The following is a 15,121-nucleotide window of genomic DNA, read 5'->3' as shown; positions in this document are numbered from 1 at the left end:
TCCGTATAATTTTTGCGGATACAAATGTACAACTTTTTCATTTAATCATATCTATAAACTTATCCACCTCCTAAATAATCGGTTAATTAAATTATTTTCTCTAAGTTTGCATACAAAAATGATTTGATAACAGATAGTTTATGATTAAAATATTCGCAACAGACAAGATCAAAGAACTGGATCAATATACTATTCAGAATGAGCCGATCAGCTCTATCGATTTAGTAGAACGGGCAGCAACTGTATTCATGCATGAATTTTGCCGGCGCTATTCCAAACAAATACGTATTGTCATTTTTGCCGGGCAAGGCAACAATGGGGCAGATGCTCTTGCCATTGCCCGCTTACTGATAGACGAAGGATACCGCGTTGAAACCTATTTGTTTAATCCGACAGAACATCTTTCTTATGATTGTGAATTAAATAAACAACGGTTATTAGGCATGGATAAAATTGAATTTACGGAAGTAAAAGATGATTTTGTTCCTCCTACACTGGGTGACCGGGATGTTGTAATCGACGGTTTATTCGGTTCTGGTCTTAACCGGCCTCTTTCCGGAGGATTTCCCGCACTGGTCAATTATATAAACCAATCGGGAGCCACAGTTGTAGCAATAGACATTCCTTCCGGATTATTTGGCGAAGATAACAGGAACAATGAATCGGAATCCATTATACAAGCGAATTTAACCCTCACATTCAGCTTCCCTAAACTGGCATTCTTTTTACCTGAAAATGAACCGTATGTAGGAGAATGGAAGGTACTCGATATCAGTTTAGACCCTTATATTGTAGAAAATACCCCGACTTCATATTCTTTAGTAGAGGAAGAAGATATGGCAGCCGTATTCCAACCACGCAGCCGTTTCTCTCACAAAGGGACGTTCGGACATGCCTTATTAATAGCCGGCAGCCAGGGAAAAATGGGCGCTGCATTATTATCCGCCCGTGCCTGCCTCAGAAGTGGGGCCGGATTATTGACCGTCCATATACCGCAACGAGGCGAACAAATCATGCAAACAGCGTTTCCGGAAGCGATGTTAAGTTTCGACCCCCACCCGGATTATTTTACAACCGTACCTGATACTTCCGCTTATTCGGCTATAGGCATAGGTCCGGGATTAGGACAACATTTGGAATCTGCCGTCGCATTAGAACGCATATTGCAACCGATAGGAAAACCAGTTGTATTAGATGCGGATGCTCTTAATCTGATTGCATCCAACAAAGATTTACTGGCACGCATCCCACCTCATAGCATTCTGACTCCACATCCTAAAGAATTCGACAGGATTGCCGGAGAAAGTAATAATTCATATGAGCGGCTTATCAAAGCGCAGACTTTTGCTATCGAACATAAATTGATTGTTGTATTGAAAGGAGCCTATACGGCAATCTGTACTCCTCTTGGTAATGTTTATTTTAATGACAGCGGAAATCCGGGAATGGCAACAGCCGGAAGCGGAGATGTTTTAACCGGCATCATTTTAGGATTGCTCGCACAAGGGATGGAACCTGAGACTGCAGCAGTTTCAGGAGTATTCCTACATGGAACAGCAGGAGATCTCGCAGCTATTTACCGTTCAGAGGAAAGTATGGTAGCAGGAGACATTATAGAAATGCTTGGCAAAGCTTTCAAACAAATCAAATAAATATTTATGCTAAAGGAAACAAGGTATTCTCTTTGTCAAAAAAAGAGAGTGCCTTGCTTTATAGACGTTTGCACAAAAAGTCACGCTATCTACTTTATTAAAAACCAGTTATTTAAACATTCAAGTATGCAAAACCTTATTTGAATGAGTAATTTTGTTGTTCTTGCACCTACGCTTAACATTAACCACACATGACTTTATATGTAAGAAAACAAACGTACATCACAATTAAAAAGGAGACAATTATGAATGCATATTTGAAACATATAGCAATCTTGACAGGGGTTGTATTATTATTCTTACTTTCCATGACGTGTTGTTACAACTACTCACCCTCTCCTGAACTTCAATTAGCAGAACAGTTAATAGATAGTAAACCCGACAGTTCTTTAAATATATTGAACAACCTGCCTGACAAACAAAAGCTCTCGAAATATAACCATGCGCTCTACTGCTTACTACTTACACAGGCACAAGACAAGAATTTCATAATCCATACCTCCGACTCTATTTGCAAAATAGCTGTCAAATATTTTGAAAAACATAGTGACATCCATTATACTATGCTTGCTTATTATTGCATGGGACGCGTTTATAGTGATTTACAAGATGCATTGCAAGCACAAGAATATTACTTAAAAGCACTGGAGATCGGTAAAAATTCAAAAGAATATAAATTGCTTATCAGAATCAGTAGTAACTTAGGAACACTTTATGCCTATCAAGATATTTATGATATGGCATTACCTCTTTATAAACAAGCATTACATTATACATTTTTGGAGCAAAAACAAGATTCTCTAAACATTTCATATATACTAAGAAATATTGCTCGAACATATACGCAAACGCATCAACCTGATAGTGCCATCAAATACTATCAAAAAGCAATAGCTTACTCTACACCAAGCAACGCATCATCCCTTTTTGTTGATTTAGGGAATCTACATTTTAATAAAGGTGAATATAAAGATGCTGAGAAATATCTGAATAAAGCTGTTGCGACTGTTGTCAACAAAATAACAATAGACCACATAAATCTCTCAAAAGGAAAACTTTATTCAGAATTACAGATGTTTGACTCTGCAAAAATTTGCCTTATGAAAAGTACTCAGAGTTCATACCTTTATACTAAAGCTGGAAGTTTCCAACGTTTGGCAAAAGTCGCTTTAAAAGAAAATAATTTAAAAGATTTTGCTAAATATACTCTTGAATATGAACAATTAAGAGACTCCATAACAAATCGTTCTCATTTTGAGAACATTCGCCTCACCCAGAGCATGTTCAATTACCAGCAAATAAATAAAGAAAAAATCAAATTTGAAAAAGAAGCAACCGACAGGCTTATATTAGTTTATCAGATTATAATCCTTTTTGTTATCATCTTAGCTGTAGGTATATACATTTATAAACGGGAACAAAATAAAAAGAAAAGGCAATTAGAACAAAAAGAACAGCAATATAAACGTAGCCAACAATATTTGGAAGACAATAAAAAACAAATTGCACAATTAGAGAATATCTTGTCAACAGAAAAAGCCCAAATGACTGAAGTTCAAAGACAATTGTATGAAGCCAGAAAAGTCATGCTCCAAATGGAAAACAGGACTATTATTGAAAAACAAGGAGCTATTGAAGTTTTAGAACAAGATTTTCATAGTGCCTCTTTATATCTAAAAATCCACCGAGAAGAAGAAGTTCAGTTAAATTCTACAGAGTGGTTTGAACTGCGTCAACTCATAGATGCGACCTATTCGGATTTCACTAACAGGCTTATTAAACTCTATCCTAAAATATCCCAGGAAGAAATACGTATCTGCTATCTCTCCAAAATGGATGTACCTGTTAAAAAGATAGCAACAATCGTACATATCACCAGTTCCGGTGTTTCCCAATGCCGTCGAAGATTATACAAAAAATTCACTAACGAACCTGCCAACGCCGAGAATTTCACCAAATTTATTGCTGATTTCTAAATAGATACAAGTTGTCATTTTTTTGTCATCAGTTTTCACTCAAGCGAACATTGAGTGTAAACTACTTTTGTCTCAAAGCTAATACAATTTTTCACCATAATTTTATATTTAGTATTATGAGACATTTAATTTCAACTTTAATTCTTACTGTTTGCTGCATTTTTTGCACACAATTCGTATTCTGTGACACAATTCCAACCAAAGGTGAATGGGGTCCTGAAGATGTTAGATCTATTCCTCCTGCTCCCCCTACAGCATCTATCGATGGTAAAATTTTAACGATTCAATTTACAACTCCATTATCAGATTTAACAGTTACTGTTACGGATAACGAAACCGGTGTTGTTGTATATGAAGATTGTATTTCATCTACTGGATTAGAAAGCCTCCCTGTTAGCTTAGATGCAGAAAATGGTAATTATACATTGACAATGACACATAAATTAGGATATTTAATTGGTACGTTTGTCATAAAGTAGATGCTATGGCGTGTGTGCTCCTTGTACACGTTTATGGCAGGAACAGTCCCAGGTGGTTAATATTAACCAAACCTGATATCTCGATCTCCTTTTCCGCCACCTGCGGGCTGTTGTGATTTTTCTCTCAAGCTAACCTTTTTTCTTCCCTATTCCTCGCTCTTAGCATGCAAAAGAGACATTTCCCCGTTGGTTTCTAACAAAATATTTCATAGTTTTGTACAATCATTTGTTTTAGAAGATTAAACCTAAGATTAGAATATGAAGAATTCAATTCTTTTAGTCATAAGCTTGTTTCTTAGCTTATCCGCTACAGCCCAAACAAAGGTTGTCAAAAAAAATGCAGTCAAAGCTAATAATTTTGGCATCACTTATTCACTTCCAAAAACAGCACTAATAATTGACGCTGAAGTAATTAAAGTATCCTGCAAAGCCGGTCCCTACTATAAATACGCAGAAAAATACCTTGGAGTAAAAGATGCGATTACCGAAGACAAAATTTATTATGAATTAGGTAAAATCAAACTGATAAACAAAGGAATCCCCGATCCGGAAAATACATACATCGTAGAATTTAAAAGTGGAACCGTCGCTCCTTATGCTTATCTGACAGAGGAAGGGCTACTTTGTTCTATTAATGCCGAATATACACCGGATGAAATAGCACAAAACGCTGCCGGAAAGAAAAATACATCTCCTATAAAACCGACAGATACCTCTGTCTTTTCAGAAGAATTACTTATGGCAGGTTCAACAGCCAAACAAGCTGAAGTTGCAGCTAAACAAATCTATCGTATACGCGAAAGCCGTCTAAACATATTAACTGGTGAAGCAGACAATTTGCCTCCCGATGGAGAAGCTATGAAACTTGTAATCCAACAACTGGAAGAACAAGAAAAAGCACTTACTAACCTGTTTACAGGTGTACGCACCAAAGATACATCCAGCTATTCCGTAACAATCGATCCTATAGATGATTTGGAAAGAGATGTTCTATTCCGTTTTTCCGAACAATTAGGAGTTGTGGATGCCGATGATTTGGGAGGCGCTCCGGTATATCTGAATTTAAAAGCAATCGAACGTGCTCCTGTTTTAGATGCCAAAGAAGCAGCAAAGAAAGAAAAGTCATTAAAAGGAATTATTTATAATATTCCGGGCAAAGCGGCTATTGAAATCAGCCTAAACAAAAAAACATTATATAAAGGAGAAGCCCAGATTACTCAATTCGGAACTCGCGAAGGGTTGGCTCCTGTTATGTTCGAAGACAAAAAAGCTCCGGTAAAAGTTTATTTCTATCCGGAAACAGGCTCTATAAAACAAATAATTCAATAAGTATTATCTAATCATCTAAACACTTAAATTTTATGTTCGAAGGACAACCTAAAGGGTTATACGCGTTAGCCTTAGCGAATACGGGTGAGCGTTTCGGTTATTATACCATGCTCGCTATTTTTACTTTATTCCTGCAAGCGAAATTCGGATTTTCAGCAGCAGAGACATCTACTATTTTCGGTTCATTCCTGGCCGCTGTTTATTTTATGCCGCTTATTGGGGGTATCTTGGCTGATAAGTTCGGATACGGCAAAATGGTTACAACCGGTATTGTCATTATGTTTATCGGATATGTATTGCTTTCCATCCCGACAGCTGCAAGTTCCGGAAAAGTTTTAATGTTCGGTGCTCTCGCCTTAATTGCGTGTGGTACAGGCCTTTTCAAAGGGAACCTGCAAGTAATGGTAGGAAACCTTTACGATGCCCCCGAATACAAAGCTAAACGGGATACTGCTTTCAGCATTTTCTATATGGCAATCAATATCGGTGCCATGTATGCTCCCACAGCTGCTACAATGATCACTAACTATATGTTAGGCAAAAACGGATTTACTTATGTACCCCAAATCCCGTCGTTAGCACATCAGTTCTTGAATGGAACCATTACAACCGAAGGTTCTGCTACATTAGCAAGCTTACAGGCTTCGCAGAATTTCGTTGGAGATACTGCAGCATTCTGTAATACTTATATTGACAAATTATCAGAAGCTTATAATTACGGATTTGCCATTGCATGTATCTCATTAATTATATCAATGGTTATCTATATTGTATTCCGTCCTACATTCAAACATGCCGATTACAACTCTAAGCAGGCAAAACCGGCAAACGTACAGGAAGAAGAACTGACTCCGCAACAGACAAAAGACCGTATCCAGGCTTTATTGTTGGTATTTGCTGTTGTTATTTTCTTCTGGATGGCATTCCACCAGAATGGTTTGACACTGACATTCTTTGCCCGTGACTATACGGCACAATCAATTAGCGGTCTTGACCGTTTAGGTTTCAATATCGTAAACCTGACCTGTTTACTGGTTGTCGTATATTCCGCATTCTCCGTATTCCAGTCAAAAACAGGAAAAGGAAAAGGAATTTCCGGAATTGTCCTTCTGATCTCATTAGTATTGTTAGGCCTGAACTACAGTTCTATGGATCCGAGCGTTAACATCCTTCCTCAGATATTCCAGCAGTTCAATCCTTTCTTTGTCATTGTCCTGACTCCGGTATCACTGGCAGTGTTCGGATATCTGGCTAAGAAATCAAAAGAACCTTCCGCTCCCCGTAAAATCGGTATCGGTATGGTGATTGCTGCTTGCGGTTTCCTTATCATGGCATTAGGTTCATTAGGATTGCCTACTCCGGCTGACGTTGAAGCAAATGGTATCTCCGCGGATGCATTAGTTTCCCCGAACTGGTTGATTTCCACTTACCTGGTATTAACATTTGCAGAATTGTTACTTTCTCCGATGGGTATTTCCTTCGTTTCTAAAGTAGCACCTCCGAAATACAAAGGTATGATGATGGGTGGCTGGTTCGTTGCAACTGCCATTGGTAACTATCTGGTAGCAACTATCGGTTATCTATGGGGAGGTATGCAACTCTGGATGGTATGGAGCGTACTGATCGTATGCTGCCTGCTATCGGCACTGTTCATCTTCTCTATCATGAAGCGATTGGAAAAAGTTGCAAAATAACATCCGGTTATTCTTGAAACAATGAAACAAACTGCCCACAGTCAACTGTCCACTGCAGCCGCCATCCGTTTCAAAAGATGGAGCCGGAAGGGATATGCTGCATTTATCAGTGTACAACGGGCGGTAACAATCGGGCAACTTAGAGCAAATGTATCCGAACGATTCCAAATTAAAAACGGAGCAGTACACACTTCCGTTTTATCACAGTTACAAACTGTAGATGAGAAAGAAAACAATACGGATGAATGTTCGTTAAAGGATTTATGGGATACAATAAATGAGTTTCGCCTATTATTGGCTTCACTATTTGTACAGGTAAACATACAGCAGATCGAGTCTGCCCTTGTCTATACCTTAATACAATTAAAATATTCCGAAAAAGCGGGAAGTTCAGTCTACGGGCTGGAACTTCCCGCTTTTTTACGTTTATACCCAAATGAATTTAAATAATTAATAGAATGATAGAAACAATCAAACAACAGGTGCTATCCGGTAAAACGATTGATGAAGCGCAGGCTTTAGCTTTAGCCGGCTCTCCGGATAAAGAGGCTCTATACCAGGCAGCCCATGAAATCACCCGCCACTTTATGGGAAACAAATTCGATACATGCTCCATCATCAATGCCAAAAGCGGCAATTGCAGCGAAGATTGCAAATGGTGTGCACAATCCGGACATTACAAAACAAAAGTCACCTTATATCCCTTACTTCCGGCGGAGGAATGCGTTCGTCATGCCGCATACAACGCTAAACAAGGAATAGGACGATTCGCATTAGTCACCAGTGGAAAGCGGGTTTCCGACAAAGACATGGAAAAGATAACCGCGACTATCCGGCAAATCAAACAGACATGCAAAATAAAATGCTGTGCATCTATGGGTTTACTCAGCCGGGAACAGCTACAAACGCTTTATGATAGCGGAACGGAAAACTATCATTGCAACATTGAGACAGCACCCTCCTATTTCAGTTCCTTATGTACCACCCACACCATGGAGCAAAAGCTTGAAACCATCCGGACCGCACGTGAGATAGGTTTCCGCATCTGTTCAGGAGGAATCATCGGCATGGGGGAAACGGTTAAACAGCGGATAGAAATGGCACTGTTTTTACAAAAAGAAGGCATCCTGTCCATTCCTTTAAACATGTTGCAACCGATACCCGGCACTCCGTTAGGCAAAATCCTTCCCCTTTCCGATGAAGAATTCCTGACCACCATCGCTTTGTTCCGCTTCATCAATCCGAATGCCTATTTACGTTTCTCCGGAGGCCGTGCACAATTAAGCGAAGCCACCCAGAGAAAAGCCCTCTATATAGGAATAAATTCGGCTATTATTGGCGACTTGCTAACAACCATAGGGAGCAAAGTGGCAGAAGACAAAGTATTATTTACATCGGAAAACTATTCATTAACCGAAAATACAGACTGGGAGAAATGATAACAGATACACTTTTACAATTCGACAGGGACCATATCTGGCACCCCTATACATCCACCATCGACCCGCTTCCGGTTTATCAGGTAGACCGTGCAGATGGCGTCACCATTACATTGAAAGATGGCAGAAAACTGATAGACGGCATGTCATCCTGGTGGGCAGCCGTACACGGATACAATCATCCGGTTCTGAACGAGGCTGCCAAAAAGCAACTCGAAAAAATGAGCCATATCATGTTCGGAGGTTTTACCCATGAACCGGCTGTCGAACTGGCTAATAAACTCCTACCATTACTTCCGCCCGGAATGGATAAAATATTCTTTGCAGACAGTGGTTCTGTTGCCGTAGAAGTGGCCATGAAAATGGCTATCCAATACTGGCAATCATCCGGTAGCCCACAAAAATGTAAGTTTGCGACCATCCGAAGCGGTTATCATGGCGATACCTGGCATGCCATGTCCGTATGCGACCCGGTAACCGGTATGCACGGCATTTTTTCAGGCAGTCTTCCTGTCCAATACTTTATTCCTCAACCTTCCGTTAAATTCCATGAAGAATGGAAAGAAGAGGCTATTCATCCATTAAAAGACCTATTGGAAAAACATCACCGGGAAATAGCTGCTCTAATACTCGAACCGATAGTCCAGGGAGCCGGAGGTATGTACTTTTATTCACCGGAATTTCTTATTAAAGCAAGGGAACTTTGCAACCATTACAATGTTCTGCTTATTTTCGACGAGATAGCAACCGGTTTCGGACGTACCGGAAAACTATTTGCCTGGGAACATGCCGGCGTGATTGCAGACATTATGTGTATCGGAAAGGCGCTGACCGGGGGATACCTGACTTTATCCGCTACCATTACCCAAAAGCATATAGCCGATACCATTTGTTCCGGTGAAGCAGGCTGTTTTATGCACGGCCCTACTTTTATGGGGAACCCGTTGGCATGTGCCATTGCTTCCGCTTCCGTTTCCTTACTATTGGATAGCCACTGGCAAGAGAAAGTCCATGCAATAGAAAGCCAACTCAAAGAAGAACTGGCACCCGCATCCGCATTCCAGAATGTGCAAGAGGTCAGGGTTTTAGGAGCCATCGGCGTTCTGGAAATGAAAGAGCCGGTCAATATGGCCATACTCCAACGCCGTTTTGTAGAAAAAGGAATCTGGGTACGCCCTTTCGGCAAACTGGTTTACCTGATGCCCCCGTTCATCATCTCCAAAGAAGAGTTGCACCAACTGACAAGCGGATTACTCGAAATATTATCTGTAGACAATCATGCTTCATAATATATTAAGATGAAAGATTATGCCCAAGTATTAAATACATTGGAAGCCGCCGGAAATCTCCGGAGGTTACCGGAAGTCCGCCATCAAGGGAAATGGATTGAGAAAGAAGGGAAAAAAATGCTGAACCTCTCTTCCAATGATTATCTGGGACTCGCCTCCCGTATAGACTTAAGGGATTCATTCCTTGCCCGGTTGCAGGAAACAGACCTGCCTTTATCATCAAGTTCCTCCCGTCTCCTAACGGGAAACTTTTCCATTTACGAAGAACTTGAACAACACATGTGCAAAGCCTTCGGTCGCGAAGCTACCCTTCTGTTCAATAGCGGTTACCATGCCAATACCGGCATATTGCCTGCGCTGGCAGATAAACGGACGTTAATCCTTGCCGACAAGCTGGTACATGCCAGCATCATAGATGGTATTTTACTGAGTGGAGCGCCATTTCAGCGATATAAACATAATAACTATGAACATCTGGAACAGTTATTATCCAAAACCAGCGGACAGTATGAACAGACAATCATCGTAACGGAAAGCATCTTCAGCATGGATGGAGATATAGCCGACCTGCAACAATTAGTCCGTTTAAAAAAGAACTATCCCGATGTCATGCTTTACGTAGATGAAGCCCATGCTATCGGAGTCCGTGGTGAAAACGGCTTAGGTATTGCAGAAGAACAAAATTGTATCGGAGATATCGATTTTTTGGTAGGGACATTCGGAAAAGCATTAGCCTCCATGGGAGCTTACCTGTTATGCAGTAAAACGATCCGGGAATATCTGGTCAACACGATGCGTCCCCTCATTTTTAGTACAGCGTTACCTCCCGCACAAATAGCCTGGACGTGCTTCCTGTTCGACCGCTTACCCGAATTTACCGCAGAACGTCAGCAACTTTCTCAAACCAGCCGGTTATTAGCAACAGCTTTACAAGGAAAAGGTGGTGAAATAAGCAACAGCCATATCATTCCCTTTATCATTGGAGAAAATGAGGCTTGTATACAAAAAGCCCTTCAATTGCAACGAAAAGGGTTTTACTGCCTGCCAGTCCGTCCCCCTACAGTTCCACAGGGAACAGCACGTATACGCTTCTCATTGACAGCTTCCATCAATATGGAAGATATCAAAAACTTATTCCTTTTAACCTAATTCAAAATTGAATCGATAAGCCCATATATATCAAAAAGATATGCTTTCTCAGACAATTCCATAACGTTGAGAAAAAAGTTTCATGCTGATGAAACAAAAAGTTTCACCCGATGAAACTAAAAGTTCCAAGGCATGAAACTAAAAATTTCTGGGGATAAAAAAAGAAACACTCATAAACGACAGATAAAATGAATATATACAAACAAACAGCTAATAAAAAGGATAAGTTACTCCTTATCTTCTCCGGATGGTCAGCACCTCCCCTACTTTTTAAAGGGATAGAGGCTGATGAAGATACGGATATATGGATCTGCTATAACTATCAGGATCTTTCTTTTACGGAAGATTTGTCCGGCTACCAGGAAATACATATCATTGCCTGGTCGCTCGGAGTATGGGCAGCATCCATCGTATTGGATAAACAACAAGCACCCTTCCCCATAACCGGAGCCATAGCCATCAACGGAACGCCCTATCCAATCCATGATACATACGGCATACCGGAAGCTATTTTCCGGGGAACATTGGAAAATATTACTCCGGCTGGCATGTACCGCTTCAACCGGCGGATGTGCGGAAACAAGGATATACTGCAACAATATGAAACGATACCTTCCCGCCCAATAGAAGAAATCAAGGAAGAGTTGCATGCCATCTACCAAGCCTACAAACCGGTGGAAACCAATCTCTGGACATGCAGTATCTTATCGGTAAACGATCTGATTTTCCCCATACAAAACTTACGGAACTACTGGTACGGACGTTGCCCGGTTACGGAAATAGAAGCACCTCATTATCCTTTTTATCGATGGAAACAATGGAACGAGCTATGGAAACAATAGACACCTGGCATATCGCAAATCGTTTTACCCGTGCCTTGCAAAGTTATGACCGTCATGCCAATGCCCAGCATATCATATGCAAAGAATTGGTATCACTACTCATCCGTCATGCCGGCACTGACTACAGTCGCATACTTGAAATAGGTTGTGGAACCGGAGGTTTTACCAAACAACTGAAAGAACAATGCCATATAAATGAATGGACAATCAACGACCTTTGTGAAGATTGTAAAGAAATAATCAACCGGATTCTACAAGAGGAATCCTACACATTCATTTCCGGTGATGCAGAACAACTTCTATTCCCGGGCAAATACGACCTGATAGCTTCTGCCTCCGTATTTCAATGGATGAAACATCCGGAAAAATTCTTGCATAGATTATCCGGTTTACTGGCAGATAAGGGGATTTTACTATTCAGCACCTTTGCCCCCGGCAACCTTTATGAAATAAAAGAGTTAACAGGACGAGGGCTCAACTATCCGGACGTAGGACAATTATCTCAATGGTTATCCTCTGATTTCCACGTACTTCATAGTGAAGAAGAAGAAATTACGCTCAATTTCCCCACTCCTATGGATGTATTACGTCACCTAAAAGCAACCGGAGTTACCGCTACCGGAAGTGGCATCTGGACTCGCAGCATGCAAGAAGATTTCTGCATACGCTACACCAGGATGTTCCACACGACTGATAATCAAGTCAAATTAACATACTGTCCTTTATACATACTGGCGGTAAAAAGAAAATAACAATCCATATGAAAGGTAAAGTATTATTCATCACAGGTATCGATACGAATATCGGTAAAACTTATGCTACCGGCATTCTTGCCCGTACATTGGCAGGACAGGGAAAAACAGTTATCACCCAGAAAATGATTCAAACCGGATGCGAAGAAATATCGGAAGATATTGAAATGCACCGGAAACTGCAAGGTATTCCTTTTACGGAAGAAGACAAACAGGGACTAACCTGCCCCTACATATTTACTTATCCGTGTTCTCCCCATATGGCTGCAGCAAAAGATAAACGGAATATCGACCTCTCTGTCATCACTGCAGCAACACGGCAACTTCAGGAAAAATATGAATACGTATTACTGGAAGGTGCCGGCGGGTTAATGGTTCCGAATGATTTTGACTCATTGACTATCGATTATATTAAAGAGCAGGGATACCCTGTTATCCTGGTTACTTCCGGTAAATTAGGCAGTATCAACCATACCCTGCTCAGTTTGTATGCCTGCAAACAATACGGTATTCCGGTAAAAGCGCTCGTATATAATCTTTTTCCAAAAGCCGACCCATTAATCGAAGCCAACACCATAGAATATCTGGCCCAATACCTGCAAAAAGAATCACCGGAAACAACTATTATAACTTTGCCGGATGCAAAAGAAGAACAGACTTGCTCCTTATTTTTGTAATAAATAAAGCCCATGGGTCTTTGCGAGCAAAGAGACCTCTTCCGACAATGTTAAATTAACATTCCTTTTGTAATAAAGAAAGATTGATTATCTTTGCAACAAGTTTTTCAGGTAGAAAGATATGTTACCAAAGATAATCAATCATATATTTAAAGTACATCAACGTATCACTTTGGTGATTATGTTAGTGCTTTTGCAATTTTATTCTTTCGGTAGCGATTTTTTCCCGGAAACATTCCGTCAAACTTCTATTATATCCATTAATCAGAATAACCCGGAAGTACTGGACTTCGACGATCATGCTACCCTGCGTACCGTTCGTCAGGAAGACATACAGCTACAAGCATTTGAAATCGATTTAATTTCCGATTGGTTCACATGTACGGATTTACATGGACTAATCCAATCGTTGGAGTTGCGTATCTGTTCTTCACTTCCCCTATTCCACAATCTTCACAAAGCTGACAACTTTATTTGGTTCAGCACATTTCTGCTTTAGACATTTCTTTTTATTCTATCCCGTAGTGGTTTAAGTATCAGTAACCACCTACGTATCGGTCTGTATTATTTACAGACTCCCTATTACTCATACAATTAACCGATTATATTTTCGTTTTCTTGACCGGGAACGAAACTGTAATCATTTGTACATAATCAAATAATTTAATCAGAAAGGTTTATGACGAAAAGATTATTTTCCGCCAAACTATCCTTATTATTTACAATCTCCATCCTGACTGCATGTAGCGGAAGTCAGGAAAAAAAATCAAAAGGGAAAGATCCTATTCCCGTAATGAAATTAACAAGTACTTCGATTGAAATTCCCCAGTCGTATGTGGCTGATGTACAAGCCGTACAGTTTGTAGAAATAAAACCCAAAGTAGAAGGCTTTGTCGAATCTGTTTTTGTAGATGAAGGAGAACATGTAAAGAAAGGGCAGATACTGTTTAAGCTCTCGTCTGCCGAACTCTATGAAGAGGTAAAAGAGGCACAAGCCAATTATAAGCAGGTACAAGCCGAGTTGAAAATGGCAGAGGTGGAAGCCGACCGGATAAAACGGCTTGTCGATAAAGATATCATCTCTCCCATCCGCCTTGAACTGGCAAACACGGAAATAGACGTAGCCCGCCTGAAAGTGCAACAGGCAAAATCAAGGTTGCAACGTGCAGAAACAAACTACTCCTATACAACGATAACCTCTCCTTTCGATGGATATGTAGACCGTATTCCGTTTAAGGCAGGAAGTTTAGTTACCCCTACCAGTTTGCTAACCTCTCTGACGGATGTATCGGAAATGTTTGCTTATTTTAAAATAAACGAACAGGAATATCTGGAATACAAACGAACCCAGTTGAGCGGAGCAGACCAGTCGGAATACGACAACCTCGAACTGGTTTTATCCGACCAGACCACTTATCCCTACAAAGGAACCGTAGAAACTGTAGAAGGAGATTTTGAACGCGGTACCGGTTCTATTGCGTTCCGTGCTCGTTTTGCCAATCCCGAACGGCTATTAAGACACGGGGTATCCGGCAAGATCCGTATGCTTACCCAAATGGAGAATGTGATTCTGGTACCTCAACAATCCACTTTTGAAATTCAGGATTTCACTTATGTTTATACGGTAGATGAAGAAGGTAAAGTGAGTGTCCGTAGCTTCGAACCTCTTGCCCGTCACGGTTCCTATTACGTAACGAAAGATTTACCAGACCAGACTACCATTGTATATGAAGGTGTACAGACAGTAAGCGATGGCATGACTATCGTTCCGGAAATGGTAAATACTCAAATAGTCCGTGAGAAAACAGAATTATCAAATAAACCAGAAAACAATAAATAAACA

At 40.4% G+C, this 15,121-nt stretch carries 14 protein-coding genes; all 14 read left to right on the top strand.

Going from position 1 to position 15,121, the window contains the following annotated elements; all coding sequences use genetic code 11:
• Positions 1–140: 140 nt before the first annotated feature.
• The 14 genes from ACGE0T_RS03660 (at position 141) to ACGE0T_RS03595 (ending at position 15,118) form a co-directional block, all read left to right on the top strand.
• Positions 141–1,652 (top strand): NAD(P)H-hydrate dehydratase, encoded by a 1,512-nt coding sequence (locus tag ACGE0T_RS03660; RefSeq protein WP_459189183.1) that lies wholly within the window; start codon positions 141–143, stop codon positions 1,650–1,652.
• 245 nt (positions 1,653–1,897) lie between these two features.
• Positions 1,898–3,628: a tetratricopeptide repeat protein gene (locus tag ACGE0T_RS03655; RefSeq protein ID WP_459189182.1), complete on the top strand. Its 1,731-nt coding sequence runs from the start codon at positions 1,898–1,900 to the stop codon at positions 3,626–3,628.
• A 116-nt stretch (positions 3,629–3,744) separates the two neighbouring features.
• Positions 3,745–4,107, top strand: coding sequence for a DUF3244 domain-containing protein (locus ACGE0T_RS03650; protein ID WP_459189181.1), 363 nt, complete (start codon positions 3,745–3,747; stop codon positions 4,105–4,107).
• Positions 4,108–4,365: 258 nt separating this feature from the next.
• Positions 4,366–5,436, top strand: a complete 1,071-nt coding sequence (locus ACGE0T_RS03645; protein WP_459189180.1) for a DUF4831 family protein — start codon at positions 4,366–4,368, stop codon at positions 5,434–5,436.
• A gap of 32 nt (positions 5,437–5,468) precedes the next feature.
• The gene (locus ACGE0T_RS03640; protein ID WP_459189179.1) at positions 5,469–7,130 is read left to right on the top strand and encodes a peptide MFS transporter; all 1,662 of its coding nucleotides are present in this window, start codon (positions 5,469–5,471) and stop codon (positions 7,128–7,130) included.
• A 21-nt stretch (positions 7,131–7,151) separates the two neighbouring features.
• On the top strand, positions 7,152–7,580 hold the full coding sequence (locus ACGE0T_RS03635) for a hypothetical protein (RefSeq protein ID WP_459189178.1): 429 nt from the start codon (positions 7,152–7,154) through the stop codon (positions 7,578–7,580).
• An 8-nt stretch (positions 7,581–7,588) separates the two neighbouring features.
• A complete protein-coding gene (gene bioB / locus ACGE0T_RS03630) occupies positions 7,589–8,569 on the top strand; it encodes a biotin synthase BioB (RefSeq protein ID WP_459189177.1) in 981 nt (326 codons plus the stop codon).
• Positions 8,566–9,858 (top strand): adenosylmethionine--8-amino-7-oxononanoate transaminase, encoded by a 1,293-nt coding sequence (gene bioA / locus ACGE0T_RS03625; protein ID WP_459189176.1) that lies wholly within the window; start codon positions 8,566–8,568, stop codon positions 9,856–9,858. Before bioB ends, bioA begins: the two co-directional genes overlap by 4 nt.
• 9 nt (positions 9,859–9,867) lie before the next feature.
• Positions 9,868–11,007 carry an 8-amino-7-oxononanoate synthase gene (locus ACGE0T_RS03620; protein ID WP_459189175.1) on the top strand — a complete coding sequence of 380 codons (1,140 nt, stop codon included), beginning with the start codon at positions 9,868–9,870 and terminating at the stop codon, positions 11,005–11,007.
• Positions 11,008–11,195: 188 nt separating this feature from the next.
• Positions 11,196–11,849, top strand: coding sequence for a DUF452 family protein (locus ACGE0T_RS03615; protein ID WP_459189174.1), 654 nt, complete (start codon positions 11,196–11,198; stop codon positions 11,847–11,849).
• The gene (gene bioC / locus ACGE0T_RS03610; RefSeq protein ID WP_459189173.1) at positions 11,837–12,601 is read left to right on the top strand and encodes a malonyl-ACP O-methyltransferase BioC; all 765 of its coding nucleotides are present in this window, start codon (positions 11,837–11,839) and stop codon (positions 12,599–12,601) included. The genes ACGE0T_RS03615 and bioC overlap by 13 nt, the downstream gene beginning before the upstream one ends.
• A gap of 8 nt (positions 12,602–12,609) precedes the next feature.
• Positions 12,610–13,278 (top strand): dethiobiotin synthase, encoded by a 669-nt coding sequence (bioD, locus tag ACGE0T_RS03605; protein ID WP_459189172.1) that lies wholly within the window; start codon positions 12,610–12,612, stop codon positions 13,276–13,278.
• Between the two features lie 121 nt (positions 13,279–13,399).
• Positions 13,400–13,777 (top strand): hypothetical protein, encoded by a 378-nt coding sequence (locus tag ACGE0T_RS03600; protein ID WP_459189171.1) that lies wholly within the window; start codon positions 13,400–13,402, stop codon positions 13,775–13,777.
• 180 nt (positions 13,778–13,957) lie between these two features.
• Positions 13,958–15,118 carry an efflux RND transporter periplasmic adaptor subunit gene (locus ACGE0T_RS03595; RefSeq protein WP_459189170.1) on the top strand — a complete coding sequence of 387 codons (1,161 nt, stop codon included), beginning with the start codon at positions 13,958–13,960 and terminating at the stop codon, positions 15,116–15,118.
• Positions 15,119–15,121: the final 3 nt, after the last annotated feature.

It is taken from the genome of Parabacteroides sp. APC149_11_2_Y6 (assembly GCF_054506995.1).
This window is presented reverse-complemented; position numbering and strand designations above follow the sequence as displayed.

What these genes read in the sequence shown, in the direction of transcription:
- ACGE0T_RS03660 (WP_459189183.1), top strand. Translation starts at nt 141, where the DNA reads ATGATTAAAATATTCGCAACAGACAAGATCAAAGAACTGGATCAATAT.
- ACGE0T_RS03655 (WP_459189182.1), top strand. Translation starts at nt 1,898, where the DNA reads ATGAATGCATATTTGAAACATATAGCAATCTTGACAGGGGTTGTATTA.
- ACGE0T_RS03650 (WP_459189181.1), top strand. Translation starts at nt 3,745, where the DNA reads ATGAGACATTTAATTTCAACTTTAATTCTTACTGTTTGCTGCATTTTT.
- ACGE0T_RS03645 (WP_459189180.1), top strand. Translation starts at nt 4,366, where the DNA reads ATGAAGAATTCAATTCTTTTAGTCATAAGCTTGTTTCTTAGCTTATCC.
- ACGE0T_RS03640 (WP_459189179.1), top strand. Translation starts at nt 5,469, where the DNA reads ATGTTCGAAGGACAACCTAAAGGGTTATACGCGTTAGCCTTAGCGAAT.
- ACGE0T_RS03635 (WP_459189178.1), top strand. Translation starts at nt 7,152, where the DNA reads ATGAAACAAACTGCCCACAGTCAACTGTCCACTGCAGCCGCCATCCGT.
- bioB (WP_459189177.1), top strand. Translation starts at nt 7,589, where the DNA reads ATGATAGAAACAATCAAACAACAGGTGCTATCCGGTAAAACGATTGAT.
- bioA (WP_459189176.1), top strand. Translation starts at nt 8,566, where the DNA reads ATGATAACAGATACACTTTTACAATTCGACAGGGACCATATCTGGCAC.
- ACGE0T_RS03620 (WP_459189175.1), top strand. Translation starts at nt 9,868, where the DNA reads ATGAAAGATTATGCCCAAGTATTAAATACATTGGAAGCCGCCGGAAAT.
- ACGE0T_RS03615 (WP_459189174.1), top strand. Translation starts at nt 11,196, where the DNA reads ATGAATATATACAAACAAACAGCTAATAAAAAGGATAAGTTACTCCTT.
- bioC (WP_459189173.1), top strand. Translation starts at nt 11,837, where the DNA reads ATGGAAACAATAGACACCTGGCATATCGCAAATCGTTTTACCCGTGCC.
- bioD (WP_459189172.1), top strand. Translation starts at nt 12,610, where the DNA reads ATGAAAGGTAAAGTATTATTCATCACAGGTATCGATACGAATATCGGT.
- ACGE0T_RS03600 (WP_459189171.1), top strand. Translation starts at nt 13,400, where the DNA reads ATGTTACCAAAGATAATCAATCATATATTTAAAGTACATCAACGTATC.
- ACGE0T_RS03595 (WP_459189170.1), top strand. Translation starts at nt 13,958, where the DNA reads ATGACGAAAAGATTATTTTCCGCCAAACTATCCTTATTATTTACAATC.